This is a genomic window from Pseudomonas carassii, from assembly GCF_036324045.1.
GTDB lineage: Bacteria > Pseudomonadota > Gammaproteobacteria > Pseudomonadales > Pseudomonadaceae > Aquipseudomonas > Aquipseudomonas peradeniyensis.
The window spans coordinates 50440-68146 of record NZ_JAZDCT010000023.1; the positions used below are offsets into that span (position 1 = coordinate 50440).

Consider the following 17707-nt stretch of genomic DNA (forward strand, 5'->3'; position numbering starts at 1 on the left):
AAGTCCATCGCAGGCGGGATGACCCGGCCTAGGATAGGCAAAGGCTGCGAGGGGAAAACCTGGGGTTTCGGTAAAACACTCTTACCTACACGCGGGTTGAATTCGGTGTATTGCCTAAGGAGATGACCGATATCGGCTACGTCTTGAGCAACTCAGGATAGTCACTGAACCAATAGTGCAGGGCGTCCTGGTTGAGGCCATGCTCACCGCGCCAGAAGTCCATCGGATAGCTCCAGTCCGACGAGCGCGCGCTGCGTGGCGCCAGGCCGAGGTTGGTGTAGCGGTACAGCAGGCCTGGATGTTCCGGCGTCTGCAGTATCCCGCAGTGTCCAAGCAGGTCGAGGAAGCCCCGGCCTTCTTCTTCGCTCATCTTGATACCGGGCAGTTTGCGCAGCAGCTTGAGCAGTTCCTTGGGTTTCGTTGGGGCCGGAACATTACGGATAAGATCGATGATAGAGACCATCAAGTCGAAGTTTTCCGGTCGTAGCTTCGGCGCAGCGTTGTGTTCTTGCAGCATGAACGCGATGTGCAGGATATCGCCACCTAATACGGCACCGACGAAAAAACGAACCCGGTTCAGTTGCATGAAGTTGACATCGATCTGCTCGAACGCGCTGCAAACCTGGCAGGTCAGTTGATCGTGCACCGTAAAGGGATGTTTGGGCAGGTGTGTGGCGCATGCGAAGGCTGACAGTGCCGCGCGCAGACTCGCTTCATTACGTTCGACACCCACAAGAAAGTTGCCAACGATCTCGCTCTTACGTGCCTTGGCTCGCTCGGTGAACAGCCAGTCAAGCACCTGGTCGTGTCCTTGATGACAGCGCCCGGTCGCCAGGCCTGTTGCAAGTAATCTCTCGCTGGGTGATTCCAGAGGGTTCTGGGCCTTCAGGGCCTTGCGTAGTTCGGCAGTGTTCTCATACATGTTCATCCTCCGCAGCTACTCGCCTTGGTCTTTGTCGATGGCGCTTGCTGGAGAGCCATTACTGTCAGTGCGATGGCCTTGTTCATGGCGCGCTTGTATCTCCAGCCATCCAACAGGGCGTCGCCCCTCAAAGACCTCGAGCCTTCTGCCGGAGTGGAGTAGATCTTTGGGCGCATTTGGTACAAGGGACCGGACACTGCCTGCGCCTACTCGATGTCCTTTAACTGTGCGGTTGTCAGTGACCTGAAGTACCAGGCTCCAGGTAACCGGTGTCCCGACCGGTCCGCTCAGTGGGCTGGTAGTGACATAGTAGGTCTGGTCGAGAGGCAGTCGGGCTTTCCCGCCCTCGGCTTTGTCTCGCCAGTGGATGTCGACATTGAATGCGATGGTTTCCATCAGGTCACTTCCAGACACGCGACGTTACGTGCCCACTGCTGGCTCCTGCTGCCAGCGTGGGCGAGCAGTGCTGCTTCAAGTCGGCGTCTCCAGCGCCAGGACCTTCCAGCTCGCCTTGCGTTTACGCTCGATGAGCGCGGCCAGGGCCTTGGCGGTCGGAGCACCCTTGCCGGTGAACTTCACCGGTGCCAGGGTCAGCAGGGTGACCTTCTCACGTTCGGGAATCCGCTCGCCATCACCATGCTTGTTCCAGGGCTTGTCCATCGCCAACAGCGCATCCACCGCGCAAGGCCAGTGCAGGTCGGCAAACTGTGGATCGTCACGCTGGAACAGCATGCCCTCGGCCACAGGGCCGTGCTCGAAGGTTCTGGCGGCGAGGCGTGCCAGCATTTCTACTGGAAAACACCAGGCGTCTGGCACCGGCAATCCGGCCTGGGGCAGTGCCCAGTCACCTGGCAGGCAGAGGAACAACTCGGTCATCGGGGCAACCTGGTACAGGCCGGTGGTGAACAGCAGCTTGTAGTCGGTCTTGCTATCGATCAGGCTGACATGCAGCTTGCTGCGAGGGTCTTCACTGGGAGGGCAGAACGCGGTGGGCAGGACCCACCCAGCGGTATTGTGCACAAAGGTGACAATGGCCTGTCCGGCGCCTTCGACATCGTTGATGCTGCGTGCGCCGTGTTCGAGCAGCAGATCGACCGTGCGCTGATGCCCCCACTCGCGCGCAGCGTCCAGTGCGCTGTCATTGGCGCGTCGGTGCAGGCGATTGACCTGTGCGCCTCGTGTCAGCAGCAGTGCAACGACCTCGTTGTGGCCCGATTGGGCCGCTGCGTATAGCGGTGGGCAGACGCTGAGTGGCAGGCCGTCGACCCAGGCACCGGCATCGAGCAGGCAAACGCAGGTTTCAAGGTGCCCTTCGCTGGCTGCCAGTTCGAGAGCACTGGCATGACCCTCGTCTACATACGGCTGGTTCGGCGCCAGGCCCAGCTCCAGGAGCAGGCCGCAGCTCGCCGCCTGTCCGGCTCGAGCGGCCATGTGCAGCAGCCCCTCCTCGTCGGCCTCGCCATAGCGGGGCAGCACCAGCAGTTCGGGGTATTTCTGCGCGAACGCACGTAGCCGCTCCAGCTTGCCTTCTTCTACATCGTCGTAGAGGCGGTCGAGCTTGGTCTCATGCTTTTCGTAGAGTTGTTGCCAGTCGGTCATCAGATAGCGGTTCCCCGTCCCAAGGTCTGGTTCAGGTTAAGTAAGGCCCCATTGAGCTCCACGGAAATATCACTTACCTGGGGGATCAGGGCGAGTTGAAGTGCTTCAAGGCAGTGCCGCTCGAACCAGTTCTTTACCCGTTCGCTGACGAAATAGCCACTGTATACATTGGCCATGAAGAGGTCGGCGAGCGGCACCAACGCCCCAATCTTCAAGTCAGGTGAACTGGATGAAGAAGAAGCCTGCCTCATCACCCTGCTTGCCGCGCCTTGCCTGCCTGTCGACATAAAGGTAACCAATACCGTCCGAGAACAATCCCGCGTGTTGCGGGCTGGCTGTGGCCACATCATTGTCGAGCAGTTGCATCAGAAACAAGAAGCGTTGGGGTTCGTAGATCGGGTCCTGCAGCCAGCAAGGCCTACCGACGGGCTTGCTCAGGTCGATGCCGCTGTCCTCGTCCTCCAGTTCCTGTTCTTCTTCCTCATCGGTGAAGGGTTCGAGCTGGATGTAGGCACGGTCCAGCAGGAGGGCTGTGTCCGGCGGTGCGATCGACTGGTCGGCCAACTCGTGCAGGATGACCCGGGTAAAGCCATTGGCGCGCTTCTCGTCGAGCTCACTCTGCTGGTTGACGGTGTAGTGGCGTTGGGTGGATCGGCTGAAGGCGCCGTCATGTTGGCGCGCAGTAATGAACACCGTGATCGCCATGCCGGGTGGAATGAAAGTGACGGGTAGGAACCGTTCGGTCAATGTCACCAGCGGGGTCATCGGCTCACCTGTGTCCGGGCTCCTGGGCCACAGCGAGATATCTTTGAGGTGGGCACCGCCACCGATCTGGCCCAGCCCGTGGTCTTGCGCGCAAAGCACGATTTTCTGCGAGTTCATGGTCAATAGCACCCTTTGCTTTTGGCGAACTTGATTGCGGAGCGCCGCGCTGTTCTTAGCTGTTGCTGCGTGATTTTGCCTTTGACCACCAGCGAGTTGTAGATGGCTTGCGACATAAGTCGGATTTCTGCCCTGCCACTCTTAAGCATCTGGTTGGGCTTGAGGCCAAGCTGCCTGCGCAGACGGTTTTCCTCCAGGTGTACCGCGTCGTGGTTCTTCGGGCTCAGAGCGATGGAGGGGTTGCCTCGCATGCGCCGCCTCTTCGGCGCCAGGCCGATGTCCTGGAGGTACTTGTTGCGCATCAGCTCATGGGCTTCGAGCCCGTCGCCGCGATGCGCCTTGGCGCCATAGCCGGCGGTTTCACCTTCCTTGAGCAACCCCCAGGGGTCGAGCCAGGTGAAGGGGGTTGGCGCATATTGGTAAAGATTGAACCCACCTGCCATGCCGATGGGGTCAGGTTGGGTGAAACGACCCACATCGGGATCGTAGAAACGGAACAGGTTGTAGTGCAAGCCTGTTTCGCGATCTAGGTATTGTCCCTGATATCTGAGGTTCTGCTCCTCCAGCAGACTATCCACCCGTTGTTCCTGCCAGGTCCCTCCCCAAGTCAGGTGGCGCGCGACCCAAAGCGATTGCCCTTGATCATCGGTCAGCTCATCGGGCATGCCGATGAGATCATTGTGGTAATAGCGCAGTTGTTGGCTCGCCCCCTGGCCGTCCACCCGGGCCAGGGGATCATGTTCATCGTCCCCGTATAGGTACAGTGTGTGCAGGCCATTTCGCTGCTCCGTCAGCAATCGCAGCCCGTCCCAGCTGAAACGTGTGCTGCACAGGACATGGCCATCAGTTGTTGAGACCCGCTTCTCGGTGCGGCGTCCAAGTGGGTCGTAACGCATCTCGACGATTTGCTCGCGTCCGGGTTGCAGGTTGCGGATACGGACCAATCGGTGATCGGCGTTGTACTCGAACAACTGCGTGCCCCGTCTGCGGCTGCGTTTTTCCACCAGACGACCAAATCCATCATAGCGATAGCGCTTGTCCTCATATGTGATCAGCCGGTTGTGTCGAACCAGACCTGCGCCAGCTTGTGATGGGTCAAGCACGTTGGCGGCGGCATCATAGGCGAACATTTCGTGTTGGCCCGTTGGGCTGTCCTGCCGGGCGAGAATGCGGCCAGTCCGGTCGTGTTGCAGTGTCTGCAGGTATTGCGATCCTGGACGTTGTACCTGGCGGGCGCTCAGGTTGTCCGCTTCGTCCATTTCAAAGCGTTGCTGCGCTTCGGCCGGCAGGTTTTCGGGCAAGGCGCTGGTATGACGAAGTCTCGCCCTGAGGCGCCCGCTACGGTCATAAAGGTTGCGAGTGCTCAGCCGTCCTTGGGTACGCAGGGTCTCACGATGCAGGCGGTCGCGCTGGAAGTCGCAGACCACCCGGCCATCGAGGTTGAGCTGGTGCAGATGGCCACTGCCGTAGTAGAGACGGTTGATCCAGCGCCCATCGGCCAGACGAGTGCGCTCGACATTTCCTAGTGGATCGTAAAGGTGCTGCAGCGTGCCGTTCGGACCGCGCTCTTCGCGGAGCTGGCCAAGGGCATCATAGGTGAAGTCCAGTTGCTCGCTAAAGCCCTGATCGTCGGTGAAGCGAATCGTCAGCAGCTGGTCCAGGGGATCATGGCGATAGTCAGTACGCCCCGAATCGGTACACCGGGCCACCAGTCGCCCACCGAGGTCATAGGTCATGTGGTGGACGATCGGCGTGTCGTTGCTGCCGGGCGTGGGGATGAACGTCACGTGGGTGAGGTTATCCTGGCCGTCGTACTGGTATTTCCTGGCGCTGCCGTCCACATTTTGCTCAAGGACGAGCCGGTCGCCTTCATCCCATACGTAACCGCTAGTCTCGCCATTCTCATTACGCAGCGTGAGTAGGCGCCCATGCCGATCATAGTGGTAGGTCACCTCACGCCCGAGGGGGTCAATGTGCCGCTCCAACTGGCCCCGGCTGTTTCGGTGGTATTGAGTCACATGACCTGCACTGTCGATATGGCGAGTCAGCAAGCCATTGGAATCAAGCAGGCATTCTTCTCGACGGCCGTCGGGCAGCACCATGCCGACCAGGCGCCCCAAGGCATCGTGTTGATATTCGGTGCGTTCGCCCAGTGCATCTACCAGGGTATGGAGATGGCCGGAGGTGTCGTAGCTGAAGCGCGTGGTGTATCCCGAACAGTCAGTCTGTCCGACCAGCAAGCCTAGGTCGTTCCAGCGAAGTTTGCGTGACCGACCCGCGCCATCGGTGATCTCGACCGGGTTGCCATGAGTATCGTGGAGATAACGGGTTTGCTGACCAAGCGGATCGGTTTCTCGAATGCAGTTGCCGCGTGGGTCGTAGGCGAAGGTCCAGTGGTTGCCGGCCCGGTCGGTATGGCTGCGGGGCAGTGACCAGTGCTCAAGCCAGACGGTGGACTCTTTTTGCCCGAGAGGGTCGATGGTTTCGGCAAGGTTGCCGGACTCGTCGTAGAAGTATTGCCACTCTGCTCCCATGGGGTCGCTGGCCGCCAGCAACTGTCGCTCATCGTTCCATTCGAAACGCCAGGTCTGGTCGAGGGCATCGGTGAAGGCGATGATCTGGTACTGACTGTTCCACTGTCGCACGCTGGTGCGTCCCAGGCTGTCGGTCACCTGAGTGATGCCTGCGGCTACATCGTAGGAGAAATCGTAATTGTCTCCCGCATCGGTCCAGTGACGGGACACTCGCCAGCCATCGGCATGACGTGCCCATTCATAGAAGCAGCGCAAGCCGCTGCGAGTTCGATGCTCGACCATGCGGCGAGCCGGGTCATAAGCAAAACTGCGGACTAGCCGGCCATCCCCATCAAACACCTGGGCAAGGTCCCCCTGGCTGTCGTAACCGTAGCTAGCCAGTTTTTGGAGGCCACCATCGGCGTCTTCACGCTCCAGCAGGCTGACACGTTGTGGCCATTCATGGCTGTAGTGCAACCGGATACGCACCAGGTCGAAGTTATCGCGCAGTTGCAGGAGCCTGCCTTGCTCGTCGTAGTCTAGGTAAATGCGGTTGTCGTTGCGGTCACCGAGCTGGCTCAGGCGCAGAATGTCAGGCTGACCGGGCGTAGGTTGGAACAGACGGTACTGCCCCTCACGGCTTTCGGTCAGTAGTTCACCGTTGAGTGCGCGGCGCACGCTCAGGCCTTCGCCAACGCTGAAGACCGCCTCGCCGGGCGTGATCGATCCCATGTCCACGACTCGTGCTTGCTCGTCGGTCAGCAGCAGCCGCTCACCCTGACCGGCAGTAGACTCGATGCGTACATGGACTTCGTAAGGCACGCTCCAGCCTGCGCCGAACAGTCCGTCGATACGTTCATCGTGACTGTTGTAGTAACGCTGCCAGTCCATTGGCAGCATGGCCTGCACGCTGAAGTCGAGATCGTCTTCAGAGCACAGTATCTTTGCTCCGGTCGGCGCATGCACAGGGTTGGGCGAGCCGGCGATTGCACGGGTCAGTGCGCCGGTCACCTGGCCTGTGACGACATTGCTTACACCCCCAATCAACATGCACCCAAACTTGCTATAAAACTTCCCCCCCCGCCCGCGCAACATCATCAACGCCGTAATCGCCAGGCCGATCCCCGGTGTCTTGCCGCTGCGGATCTCGCGCACCACGATCGGCCCGCCGCCGATGCGCACGTTGTTCGACACCAGTCCGCCATCGACGATCACCGCCTCGCAGGTGCTGCGATCGCCGCTGCGACAGGCCGGGTGGCCGTTGATCAGCACCTTGCTCGAGCCCTCGGCCAAGTACTGCGGCGGCATCGGCGGGTGCTTGGTGCACAGCACCTTGTCGTCGGGGGCTTCCTGGGTGTTGGGCGCGGGGCTGGCGACGGTCGGCCGCCACATCTGCGAGAAGAAGCCCTTGGCCATGTCGAGGAAGGTTTCTTCCTGCTCCTCGGCCTGCGCGTCACCGCCCCCGCCACTGGCCGGGGCCGAGGGGGCGGTCACCACGCCAGCCGCGCGCGCGGCGCGCATGCCGTTGGTCTTGGTGTTGGGCGAGCCACTGACGATGGTGGCCTGCACGGTCGGCGGGAACAGGGCGTTGCCGATGCCCTCGCATAATCGACTGAGCCCGGTGTCCGCGCCGGTCTTGGCCATGACCACGCCGACCACCAGGCCCACCACCGCGCCCAGCACGAAGCAGCCCAGGCCGCCGGTGACCACGGTAATGCCCAGTGCCGCGGCCACCGCGGCGGTGGCCAGGGCGCCGATGGCGACGTTGGCGGCCACTTCCAGCACGCCGCCGATGATGTCGGCCATCACCGAGGTGTGCAGCAGCGCGTCGCCCTCGCGGGCGGCCCAGAGTGCGTCGGACATCCGCTACGTCAGCCCAGGTTGTCGAAGGCGAGGGACTGCTTGAGCGTCGCCCAGTGCGTCGCCTCGGCCTCGCCCAGCGGGGTCGGCTTGACATAGCTCAGGGCGAACATCTTGCGCGTGCCCGGCAGCACCAGCGCCAGCTGGTACTGGTAGACTTTCTCCTGGCCCTTGCTGAACTGGCTGCTCAGCTCGATCGCCTCGATCGGCTGGGCCGCGCCTACCTGGGTGGCGCGGGCCGGCTGGAACTGCAGGTCCTTGACCTGCTGCTGCAGGCGCTGCAGCTGGCCGTCGAAGTTGCTCTGCAAGGTCTCGCCCTCTTCGAGCAGGCTGCGGCTGACGATCAGCGAGGTGCCCAGCGCCTCGAAGCGCAGGATGTTGATACTGGTGTCGCGTACCTGCGCGTCGGGCAGGGCGAAGCGGAATTCGTTGAGGCGGTAGCTCATGGTTCGGTCTCGTTACTTGCCGGCGGCGGGGAAAAGGGCCTTCACCGCGCCGTCGATGGTCGATTTCACGCCCTGGCTCTGCGGGTCGGTCTGCGCGCCGCTGCCCACGTTCAGGTCCAGGGTGCCGCCGGTGTTGATCTCGGCGTCGGCATTGGCGTGGAAGCTGAACTGCTCGCAGCTGATGTTGATCTGCCCGCTGGCGTTGAGCTCGATCACGCTCTTGCCGCAGACCAGGCGCAGGTTCTCGCCGACTTCGATCAGGTAGCTGGTGCTGACGCTGTCGGTCTTGCTGGCGCCGACCAGCAGCATGTCGTCGCGGCGCACGGCGCGGATGCGGTCCTGGCCGATGGTGATGGTCTCGAGCATGCCGACGGTCTGGCTGCGGTTGATGCCCACCGACAGCGTCTCGCTCTGCTCGACCACGGTGTCCATGTTGCGCTCGGCGTGCACGTACAGCTGTTCGGCGCCCTTCTTGTCCTCCATGCGGATTTCATTGAAGTTGGCCGGGCTGCCGCCCTTGCTCGAACGGCTCTTCATGCCGCTTTGCGTGGCGCCGCCGGGCAGGTCGTAGGGCACCGTCTGTTCGGCGTTGTACACCCGCCCGGTGATGATCGGTCGGTCGGGGTCGCCTTCGAGGAAGCTGACGATGACCTCCTGGCCGATCCGCGGCACCTGGATCGAGCCCCAGTTCTTGCCCGCCGTGGCTTGCGATACGCGGATCCAGCACGAGCTGTTCTCGTTGGACTGGTCGTGGCGGTCCCAGTGGAAGTGCACCTTGACCCGGCCATACTGGTCGGTCCAGATCTCCTCGCCGGACGGGCCGACCACCACGGCGGTCTGCGGCCCCTTGACGATCGGCCGCAGGGTGCTGCCCACCGGGCGGTAGCTCTGCTGCGCGTCGATGCAGCTGAGGTTGCTCTCGAACTGCGCCGCGCCGCTGCCGCCACCACTTTCCAGGCGCTCCTGGTGCACGTAGTAGCGGGCGGCGACGATCAGGTACTCGCGGTTCTGGTCCTGGCGGCTGAAGTTGCTCAGGCTGAACAGGTGGCCGCTGCCCAGGCCCCGGGCATTGCCGCGCAGCTCGACCCGCTCGTGCAGGCTCTGCAGCGACTCCAGGCGGGTGCGGGCGTAGTGCTCGCCGTCCTGGGTCTGCTCGTAGGCACCGGGGTAGTCGTACAGCGGGTAGTCGCCGGCCTGGTGCGGGCGCGGCATGGCCGAGCGCACGTCGATGCGCGCGCTGGGGCGCTGGAAGTCATAGTCGTTGAGCTCCAGGGAGCCCGACTGGACTTCCTGGGCCAGGTGCCAGTCGTTGATATGGTCGCGCTCGCGGTGCTGGCCGTCCGGCGGGTAGTAGGGCACGGTCTCGTAGCCCGGGGCCTTCTGGTGCGCGCCGTAGGCGTCGGCCAGTACCAGCACGTGGCGTTCCTGCTCGTGGCGGAAAAAGTAGTAGATGCCTTCTTCTTCCATCAGGCGGCTGACGAAGTCGAAGCTGGTCTCGCGGTACTGCACGCAGTACTCGCGCTCGCGGTAGTTGCGGCTGAGCAGGTCCTCGAAATCCGAGAAACCCAGGTCGCGGAACACCTGCTTGATGATCTGCGGCGCGCTCAGGTGCTGGAAGATCCGGCAGTCGCTGGTGCGCGTCAGCAGCCACAGCCACGGGCGCAGGGTGACCCGGTAGGCGGCGAACTGGCCCTGGTCCACCGACTGGCTGCAACGGGCGACGATGCCGTGGAAGTGCCGCGAGCTGCCGACGCTCTGCTGCACGCTCAGGCTCATGGGCTTGCCCAGCAGCTGGTTGAGGTCGATGGCCGGGTCGTCGCTGGTCAGCTGCAGCTCGTAGTCGAACAGGCGGCCGAGCTCCTCGCTGCCGCCCATCTCGGCAAGGATCAGCTTGTCCGGCCCCAGGGGGCTGTTGATCTGCGCCAGGCGCGTGAACTGCTTGAACAGCATGGTCGGTCCTGTCAGTCGGCGGCGCCGAAGTCATAGTGCAGGTCGTTGTCGCGGCGGCTGATGCTGACGCTGGCCAGCGGCTTGCCCTCGAGCAGACGGGTCAGGAACTCGCGGCTCATGTCCGGCAGCAGGCCGTTGGTGAGGATGGCGTCGATCATGCGGCCACCGCTCTCGGTCTCGCTGCAGCGCGAGACGATCAGCTCGACCACGCCGTCGTCGTAGGCGAAGCCGACCTTGTGGGTGCCTTCCACGCGCTTGCGGATGCGCTCCAGCTGCAGGCGGGTGATGGCCTTGAGCATGGCGTCGCTGAGCGGGTAGTAGGGGATGGTCACCAGGCGGCCGAGCAGCGCCGGCGGGAAGATCTCCAGCAGCGGCTTGCGCAGCGAGGTGGCCACGGCCTCCGGATCGGGCAGGGCCTGCGGGTCCTTGCAGATGTTGGCGATCAGCTCGGTGCCGGCGTTGGTGGTGAGCAGGATCAGGGTGTTGCGAAAATCGATCTGGCGGCCTTCGCCGTCTTCCATCACGCCCTTGTCGAACACCTGGAAGAAGATCTCGTGCACGTCGGGGTGGGCTTTCTCCACCTCGTCCAGCAGCACCACGCTATACGGGCGACGGCGCACCGCTTCGGTCAGCACGCCGCCCTCGCCGTAGCCGACGTAGCCGGGTGGCGCGCCCTTGAGGGTGGAGACGGTGTGGGCTTCCTGGAACTCGCTCATGTTGATGGTGATCAGGTTCTGCTCGCCGCCGTACATGGCCTCGGCCAGGGCCAGGGCGGTCTCGGTCTTGCCCACCCCGGAGGTGCCGGCGAGCATGAACACGCCGATCGGCTTGTTCGGGTTGTCGAGGCCGGCGCGGGAGGTCTGGATGCGCTTGGCGATCATCTTCAGCGCGTGGTCCTGGCCGATGATGCGCTTGGCCAGGTGGCTGTCGAGGTTGAGCACGGTCTCGATCTCGTTGCGCGCCATGCGGCCCACCGGGATGCCGGTCCAGTCGGCGACCACCGAGGCCACCGCCTGGTAGTCCACGGTCGGCAGGATCAGCGGGCTTTCGCCCTGCAGTTGGCTCAGGCGCTGTTGCAGGTCGATGAGTGTTTCACGCAGCTCATGGCTGCCCTGTGCGTCCACTTCCCGGTCGACCACGCCGACCTGCTCGCGCAGTTGCGCGCGGGTGGCCAGCAGTTCATCGACCAGGGCCTTCTCTTCGGCCCAACGGTTTTCCAGGTCGGCCAGGCGCTCGCGCTCCTCGACCAGCAGGCTGTCGGCCTGGGCCTGGCGCTGCCCGGTGCTGACGCCGATGGCGGCTTCGCGGGCAATGATCTGCAGTTCCACCTCCAGCGCTTCGATGCGCCGACGGCTGTCGTCCACCTCGGCCGGCACCGCGTGCAGGCTGATGGCGACGCGGGCGCAGGCGGTGTCGAGCAGGCTCACCGACTTGTCCGGCAGCTGGCGCGCCGGGATGTAGCGGTGCGACAGCTTCACGGCGGCTTCCAGCGCTTCGTCGAGGATCTGCACCTGATGGTGCTTCTCCATGGTCGAGGCCACGCCGCGCATCATCAACAGCGCCTTGGCCTCGCTCGGCTCGTCGACCTGGACTACCTGGAAACGGCGGGTCAGGGCCGGGTCCTTCTCGATGTGTTTCTTGTACTCGGCCCAGGTGGTCGCGGCCACGGTGCGCAGGCTGCCACGGGCCAGGGCCGGCTTGAGCAGGTTGGCGGCGTCACCGGTGCCTGCCGCGCCGCCGGCACCGACCAGGGTGTGGGCCTCGTCGATGAACAGGATGATCGGCTTGGGTGAGGCCTGGACGTCCTCGATCACCTGGCGCAGGCGCTGTTCGAACTCGCCCTTCATGCTGGCGCCGGCCTGCAGCAGGCCGACGTCCAGGCTGCGCAGCTCGACGTCTTTCAGTGCCGGCGGTACGTCGCCGGCGACGATGCGCAGGGCGAAGCCTTCGACCACGGCGGTCTTGCCGACGCCGGCCTCGCCGGTGAGGATCGGGTTGTTCTGGCGGCGGCGCATGAGGATGTCGACCAGCTGGCGGATCTCCTCGTCACGGCCGACGATGGGGTCGAGCTTGCCGCTGCGGGCCTGCTCGGTAAGGTCGACGGTGAAGCGCTTGAGCGCCTCCTGCTTGCCCATCGCCGCCGGAGCCATGGCGCCGCTGGCCTCGCCCGGCGCGGCGGCGCTGAAGCCGTCGCTGGCGGCCAGGTTGTTTTCCGGCGAGTCGCCGACGTACTCGTCGAAGCGCTCGCTCAGGGCCTCGATCTTCAGCTTGGCGAACTCGCTGGACAGCCCCAGCAGCGCGTTGCGCAGGCTTGGGGTCTTGAGGATGCCGACCAGCAGGTAGCCGGTGCGCACCTGGCTTTCGCCGAACATCAGGCTGCCGTAGACCCAGCCGCGCTCGACGGCTTCCTCGACCTGGGAGGACAGGTCGGTGATCGAGGTCGAGCCCCGTGGCAGGCGGTCCAGGGCGTCGGTCAGGTCGCGGGCCAGGCGTGCCGGCTCGACGTTGAACTGGCGGATGATGCGGTGCAGGTCGCTGTCCTGCAGTTGCAGCAGCTGGTGCAGCCAGTGCGCCAGCTCGACATAGGGGTTGCCCCGCAGCTTGCAGAACACCGTGGCCGCCTCGATGGCCTTGTAGGCGACGCTGTTGAGTTTGCCGAACAGCGCGGCGCGGCTGATTTCACCCATGGTCCTGACTCCTTGTGAGGGGGGCGGCGACCGGCTGGTCGGCGTAGTACCGGGCCAGCTTCAGGTCGCGTGCATCGTGCGAGGGGCGGCCGAGCCAGGTGTCGAACCCCAGGCGCTGACCGGCATTGAGTTGCAGCGCGGGCACCTGGCCCTGCGCGAGGATGAGGTTGAGGTCCCAGTCCAGTTCCTGGCCCAGGTACTCGGCGACCCAGGCCGCCAGCTCGACGAACGCCTGCCCGCCGGGGAGCAGGGCGTGGTACTGGTCGAGGGTCAGCGGGCCCAGGCACAGGCGGAACTTGTGCTGGCGGTCCCAGACGTAGCGGCCCAGGCACAGGTCGACGCCCAGGCGGTTGGCGCGTACGCCGAGCTGGCTGCGCTCGGGCAGCTCCAGCCACTGGCCGACGTACTCCTCGAGCTGCACCGGCACGCCGAAATAGCTCGACAGGATGCTGCACAGGCCGTCCGGGTAGCGGGTCTGCGCCGCCAGGTGGCCGGACCAGTGCAGCTTGGCGCTGTCGGCCAGTGGCCCCTGGCCTTGCAGTTCCGGCTGGCCGCGGCCGCTGAGGGCGGCCAGGCGCGCGGCCCAGTAGTCGTCGCCGGGGCGGTCGTGGCTGACGGTCGGCCGGGCCTCGGCCCAGGCGCGGTAGAACAGGCTCAGCAGGCGGTGGTGGAAGATGTCGAGGAAGCGCTTGCTGGTCGGGTCGGCGTGGTTGCGCTGGCGCTCGCGCATGTACTCGGTCAGGTGCAGCGGCAGCGGACCGTTGGGGCCGCCGAGGCCGAAGAAGAACTGCTCCAGGCGCGCCGGCTGATCGTCGTTGGCCGTGACCGAGGCCAGCGTCGCCGGGGCGAAGCTGCAATCCAGGCGCTGGCCCAGGCGCACCGGCTCGTCGGCCAGGCGTAGCGAATGGCCGAAGCGCGGCAGCTCGGGGTTTTCCGCCTCGAGGCGTCGCAGCGCCTGGAAGAAGTCGTACTCCCAGGGCTGCGCCTGCATGGCCTGTAGCGTGTTCACAGGGTCGGCCTGCGCCCGGGCTTGGCGTTCCAGCGCATGATCTCGCCACGTTCGCTGGTGCGCAGCACGGTTTCGGTGAAGCTGTTGATCGACACGTAGCGGGTCAGGAAGCGCTCGAACACCGCGCCCAGGAGGAACACGCCGGTGCCGCGGAAGGCATTCTCGTCGAACGTCAGGGTGATCTCCAGGCCGCGGCCGAAGACGATTGGCCCGGGCATCGGCAGGCGCCGGGTGCAGGGCTTGCAGCTGACTTCGCGCAGGCCGTCGATCTGCAGTTGCAGGGCACTGTCCTGCTGGTCGCCGTACAGGCGCAGCAGTTCGCGCAGGGCGGCGGCGCCCTGGCCCTGTTCGGCCAGGGACAGGTAGTTCAGCGACAGTTGGCTGATCAGACGCCAGGCCCGGTTGTCATGGGCATGGCTGGCCTTCGGTCGACTGGGGCCGGCCAGGCAGCGCACGGCGGACACCGGCGCGCTGTCGGCCAGGCTGAAGTCGCTGCGCCCGTCGCCGACGTTCATGAACAGCGGCAGGTCGCGGTTGCTGCACAGCGCGCTGATGCCCAGCTGGCGCAGGTCGTGGCGGTACGGCGCCTGGTGGCCGTCGACCAGGCTGACGAAGGTCTCGCTGCCCATGTAGCTGGAGCGCGTGCCGTTGCGTCGCTGCTCGCTGGACAGCACCCGGGGCTCGCGGCGGACGATGTAGTAGGCCTGGTCGCGGCCGTAGCGTGACGGGTCGCGCACGGCGTAGAACGGCAAAAATGCCTGGTCCGGCCCGGTGCCGTGGCCGCTGACCTGCTGCAATGAGTGGATCTCGAAATCGGTGGGCCGGGTGCGGTCGGCGATCACATGGTGCTCGTGGACCCGGTCGGTCAGGTGGATACGGTCGACCCGGCGCGGGAACAGGTTGATCGCCGGGGTGCAGAACGGCACGAACTGCGCGCTGCCCACGCTGCTCTCCAGCGCGGCGTCGAAACGCTCGAACAGCACCAACAGTTCCAGTTCCTGGCCATCGCAGCGTTTGACTGCCCGCTCCAGCCCGGCGAAATCAACGAACAGGAAACGCTGCGGCAGGGCGAAGTATTCCTGCAACAGGCGATAGCCCTGGAACGCCTGGGGGACCACCGGCAACGCCGCTTCGCGGTCGTCGAAACCGCACGGTAGCAAGGCCTGCTCGACCGGGATGCGCTCGACCCAGTCGGCCCCGGGCTGGCGCACGAACACCGCGCAGGCGCTGCCCAGCAGTTGCTCGTACAGGCGGAAGGGTGTTTCGTCGGCGCCATTGAGGTACAGCGGCAGGTGCGTCAGCGGCAGGCTGTTGAAGGGGATTTCCGCGCCGCTGCGCAAGCTCAGGCGCAGGCCGGCGCGGGCCTTCGGCTCGCTGGCGGCCAGGCGCCCGAGCACGGCGCCGGGGTTGCCGAAGTATTCGGCGCGGGCCACCTGCAGCGGCCACAGGGTCACGTCCTGGGTGCTGCGGAATTCGCACGGCGTCTGCGAGTTGCGGCCGAGGTTGGCGCGCAGCACGCTGTCGCGGGGCAGCTGGAAACCGGCGGCCAGAGAGCCCTCGTCGGGGTCGGTCTGCAGTTGCACCACGGTCATCGACGGGGTCGGCGCCAGGTAGTGCGGGTAGGCGATTTCCAGCAGGTTGTGGGTGAAGGTCGGGTACTCGGCGTCGAGTTTCAGCTGCACTCGCGCGGTGAGGTAGGCGAAGCCTTCCAGCAGGCGCTCGACATAGGGATCGGCGCATTCGATCCCGGACAGCGTCAGGCGCCCGGCGATCTTCGGGTATTCCTTGGCGAACTCGGCGGCACCCTCGCGAATGTGCTGTAGTTCCTGGTTGTACAGCTCGAGCAGGCGCGGGTTCATGCGCGTCTCCGGCGGTCGGCGGGGGCCACGCGCACGTGCCCGGACTCCAGGTCTACGTCGGTCTGCAACAGCAGCGGCAGGGCCGCCGGCTGGGCCCACAGGTCGCCTTCGATCTCGAAGCTCAGGGCATTGGCGTTCATCTCGCCGGGCGCGGCCTGGGCGCGCACCTTCAGGGTATGGGCGAGGATGCGCGGCTCGTAGGTGGCGATGGCCTGGTGGATGATGCGCTCGAGCGCGTTGAGGTCGATGTTCGACGCGCTGTTGCCGGCCAGGGCCGGCAGGCCGTAGTTGATCACCGAGGCGCCGGCCGGGGAATTCAGCGTGGCGCCGGTGTCGAGCAGCGAGGTGGTGTTGAGCAGCCAGGCCAGGTCGCGCAGCACCGAGGCCTTGAGCTGCTGCAGGCTGAGCACGCGCTTGTCGGGGGCTTCCTGCGGGTTGCCCGGGTCGTCATCGGTCAGGCGATCCAGCAGCGAGGGCTGCAGGCGGTCGCGGGTGGCGATCTCGGCTACCACTGGAACATCCCTGTGAACATTTTCTGGTCTTCGAAACCGGTGTCGCAGGACGCGCTCGGCGCCGGCGTGGAGGCTTCCAGGCCGGCCGGGGTCAGGCGCACGGCGCGCGAGGTCTTCAGGCATTCGCCCTTGAGCGTCGGGTGTGGCTGCACATGGGTCACCAGCACGATCGGCACACCGTCGAACTGCTCGACCCGGGCCTTGCCGGCGCGGTCGGGGCTCAGGCCGCAGGGCCATGGCATGTCCAGTGCCAGACGCTGTTCGCCGCGATCGAGCACGCACTGCCCGGCATTCTCGGTCAGCTTCACGGTCTGCCCGCCCAGGTTCGCCTGGTCCAGCAGTTCGGCGTCGGCGCAGGCGCTCAGGGCCAGCAGCAGGGCGCCGGCCAGGGCCACGCGCTTCATGTCAGCTCCCAGAACCAGACCTGTTTCGACTGGTAGTTCTGATCGGAGAAGCCTTTGGTCAGGCCGCGGTTCCACAGGTCGATATGGTCGCCCGTGCGGTTTTCCTGGCTTTGCCCGGTGCGGGCGAAGCAGTCCTTGTAGAAGATGATCCCGGTCTTGGCCTTGAGCTTGTCGCGCTCCTGGGCGCTGCCGCCGATGCGCTGCGGGCGTCCCAGCTGGCGCTCCAGCCAGTTGGCCAGGGATTCGGCGCCACGGGCATGGCCATGGGCGCATTTGGGTTCGGTATAGGTCGATTTGTTGACCTTGAGGCTCATCTCGCCATTGAGCGCGATGCTCATGCGGATGGCGCACTGGTTGTCCCACGGACCATCGCAGGGCGAGGACACTTTCGGATAGGCATTCCACAGGTTGATGAAAGAAGGCTTGGCCATGATGTTCACCGTGGGCGGGTGAGGCGTGGAGAAGGGCGCCCGCGCCGCCTGGGGCGGCACGGGCGCGGTCGGTCACATCTTGACGTTGGAGCGGATGTTCCAGCCGTACTTGATCGGGCCGCCTTCCTTGGTGCCGTCGGCCTTCTGCGGCTGGTAGTCGACGGTGACCTTGGCGAAGTTCAGGGTCACGTTCTCGGTCAGGCGGTCGTCGCTGCCCGAGCCGCCGGTGCTCAGCGAGCTGACGATCACCTCTTCGAGGTTGATGATCAGGTACTCGACCTGGCTTTCACCGCCGGCCTTGCGCACGGTCAGCTTGACCTTGTCGATGTGCTTGCCGCTGGAGCAGTGGGCCATCAGGTTGGGGCTGGACTTGTCGATGTACTTGGTGATCGACAGGTCCTGGATGTTGACCTTGCCCGAACCGCCGCCGCTGCCCATGTGCATGTTGCCGGACTGGGACATGCCCCAGCTCCAGTTGAGCACGTCGATTTCGTCCTTGTGGGCCTTGTCGTGGGACTCGCCCTTGATGTCGCCGATCTTGATGAAAATATCTACAGCCATGATGTCCTCGGGATTTCGCGTCGGTTAGCGGTAGTAGTGGCTAGTCGCGGGGCACGCCCGCTCCCTGCGTGG

14 protein-coding genes are annotated in these 17707 nt (G+C 64.8%); all 14 read right to left on the reverse strand.

Going from position 1 to position 17707, the window contains the following annotated elements:
* Positions 1–136: 136 nt before the first annotated feature.
* Positions 137–922: a hypothetical protein gene (locus V0R62_RS17320; protein ID WP_330104601.1), complete on the reverse strand. Its 786-nt coding sequence runs from the start codon at positions 920–922 to the stop codon at positions 137–139.
* 471 nt (positions 923–1393) lie between these two features.
* The gene (locus V0R62_RS17325; RefSeq protein ID WP_330104602.1) at positions 1394–2521 is read right to left on the reverse strand and encodes an ankyrin repeat domain-containing protein; all 1128 of its coding nucleotides are present in this window, start codon (positions 2519–2521) and stop codon (positions 1394–1396) included.
* Positions 2521–2718: a hypothetical protein gene (locus tag V0R62_RS17330; protein ID WP_330104603.1), complete on the reverse strand. Its 198-nt coding sequence runs from the start codon at positions 2716–2718 to the stop codon at positions 2521–2523. The genes V0R62_RS17325 and V0R62_RS17330 overlap by 1 nt, the downstream gene beginning before the upstream one ends.
* Positions 2719–2737: 19 nt before the next feature.
* The gene (locus V0R62_RS17335; protein WP_330104604.1) at positions 2738–3403 is read right to left on the reverse strand and encodes a hypothetical protein; all 666 of its coding nucleotides are present in this window, start codon (positions 3401–3403) and stop codon (positions 2738–2740) included.
* Positions 3404–3405: 2 nt separating this feature from the next.
* Positions 3406–7779 carry an RHS repeat-associated core domain-containing protein gene (locus V0R62_RS17340; RefSeq protein ID WP_330104605.1) on the reverse strand — a complete coding sequence of 1458 codons (4374 nt, stop codon included), beginning with the start codon at positions 7777–7779 and terminating at the stop codon, positions 3406–3408.
* Positions 7780–7787: 8 nt separating this feature from the next.
* Complete coding sequence (locus V0R62_RS17345) at positions 7788–8222, reverse strand: DcrB-related protein (protein WP_330104606.1); 435 nt, start codon at positions 8220–8222, stop codon at positions 7788–7790.
* 12 nt (positions 8223–8234) lie between these two features.
* Complete coding sequence (locus V0R62_RS17350) at positions 8235–10172, reverse strand: type VI secretion system Vgr family protein (RefSeq protein WP_330104607.1); 1938 nt, start codon at positions 10170–10172, stop codon at positions 8235–8237.
* Between the two features lie 11 nt (positions 10173–10183).
* Positions 10184–12859, reverse strand: coding sequence for a type VI secretion system ATPase TssH (gene tssH / locus V0R62_RS17355; RefSeq protein WP_330104608.1), 2676 nt, complete (start codon positions 12857–12859; stop codon positions 10184–10186).
* Entirely contained in the window at positions 12852–13901 is a 1050-nt protein-coding gene (tssG, locus tag V0R62_RS17360) for a type VI secretion system baseplate subunit TssG (RefSeq protein ID WP_186731904.1), read from the reverse strand. The genes tssH and tssG overlap by 8 nt, the downstream gene beginning before the upstream one ends.
* Positions 13865–15727 (reverse strand): type VI secretion system baseplate subunit TssF, encoded by a 1863-nt coding sequence (gene tssF, locus V0R62_RS17365; RefSeq protein WP_330104609.1) that lies wholly within the window; start codon positions 15725–15727, stop codon positions 13865–13867. The genes tssG and tssF overlap by 37 nt, the downstream gene beginning before the upstream one ends.
* Positions 15724–16239: a type VI secretion system baseplate subunit TssE gene (gene tssE, locus V0R62_RS17370; RefSeq protein WP_038707176.1), complete on the reverse strand. Its 516-nt coding sequence runs from the start codon at positions 16237–16239 to the stop codon at positions 15724–15726. Before tssE ends, tssF begins: the two co-directional genes overlap by 4 nt.
* Complete coding sequence (locus tag V0R62_RS17375; RefSeq protein ID WP_186712082.1) at positions 16233–16643, reverse strand: hypothetical protein; 411 nt, start codon at positions 16641–16643, stop codon at positions 16233–16235. Before V0R62_RS17375 ends, tssE begins: the two co-directional genes overlap by 7 nt.
* On the reverse strand, positions 16640–17074 hold the full coding sequence (locus V0R62_RS17380) for a type VI secretion system amidase effector protein Tae4 (protein WP_028689174.1): 435 nt from the start codon (positions 17072–17074) through the stop codon (positions 16640–16642). Before V0R62_RS17380 ends, V0R62_RS17375 begins: the two co-directional genes overlap by 4 nt.
* A 72-nt stretch (positions 17075–17146) precedes the next feature.
* Positions 17147–17635, reverse strand: a complete 489-nt coding sequence (locus tag V0R62_RS17385; protein WP_050703365.1) for an Hcp family type VI secretion system effector — start codon at positions 17633–17635, stop codon at positions 17147–17149.
* Between the last annotated feature and the right edge of the window lie 72 nt (positions 17636–17707).

Coding starts and splice junctions, on each gene's coding strand:
- tssF (WP_330104609.1), bottom strand. CDS start 15,727: ATGAACCCGCGCCTGCTCGAGCTGTACAACCAGGAACTACAGCACATT.
- V0R62_RS17340 (WP_330104605.1), bottom strand. CDS start 7,779: ATGTCCGACGCACTCTGGGCCGCCCGCGAGGGCGACGCGCTGCTGCAC.
- V0R62_RS17335 (WP_330104604.1), bottom strand. CDS start 3,403: ATGAACTCGCAGAAAATCGTGCTTTGCGCGCAAGACCACGGGCTGGGC.
- V0R62_RS17350 (WP_330104607.1), bottom strand. CDS start 10,172: ATGCTGTTCAAGCAGTTCACGCGCCTGGCGCAGATCAACAGCCCCCTG.
- V0R62_RS17380 (WP_028689174.1), bottom strand. CDS start 17,074: ATGGCCAAGCCTTCTTTCATCAACCTGTGGAATGCCTATCCGAAAGTG.
- V0R62_RS17375 (WP_186712082.1), bottom strand. CDS start 16,643: ATGAAGCGCGTGGCCCTGGCCGGCGCCCTGCTGCTGGCCCTGAGCGCC.
- V0R62_RS17385 (WP_050703365.1), bottom strand. CDS start 17,635: ATGGCTGTAGATATTTTCATCAAGATCGGCGACATCAAGGGCGAGTCC.
- V0R62_RS17345 (WP_330104606.1), bottom strand. CDS start 8,222: ATGAGCTACCGCCTCAACGAATTCCGCTTCGCCCTGCCCGACGCGCAG.
- V0R62_RS17320 (WP_330104601.1), bottom strand. CDS start 922: ATGTATGAGAACACTGCCGAACTACGCAAGGCCCTGAAGGCCCAGAAC.
- tssH (WP_330104608.1), bottom strand. CDS start 12,859: ATGGGTGAAATCAGCCGCGCCGCGCTGTTCGGCAAACTCAACAGCGTC.
- V0R62_RS17325 (WP_330104602.1), bottom strand. CDS start 2,521: ATGACCGACTGGCAACAACTCTACGAAAAGCATGAGACCAAGCTCGAC.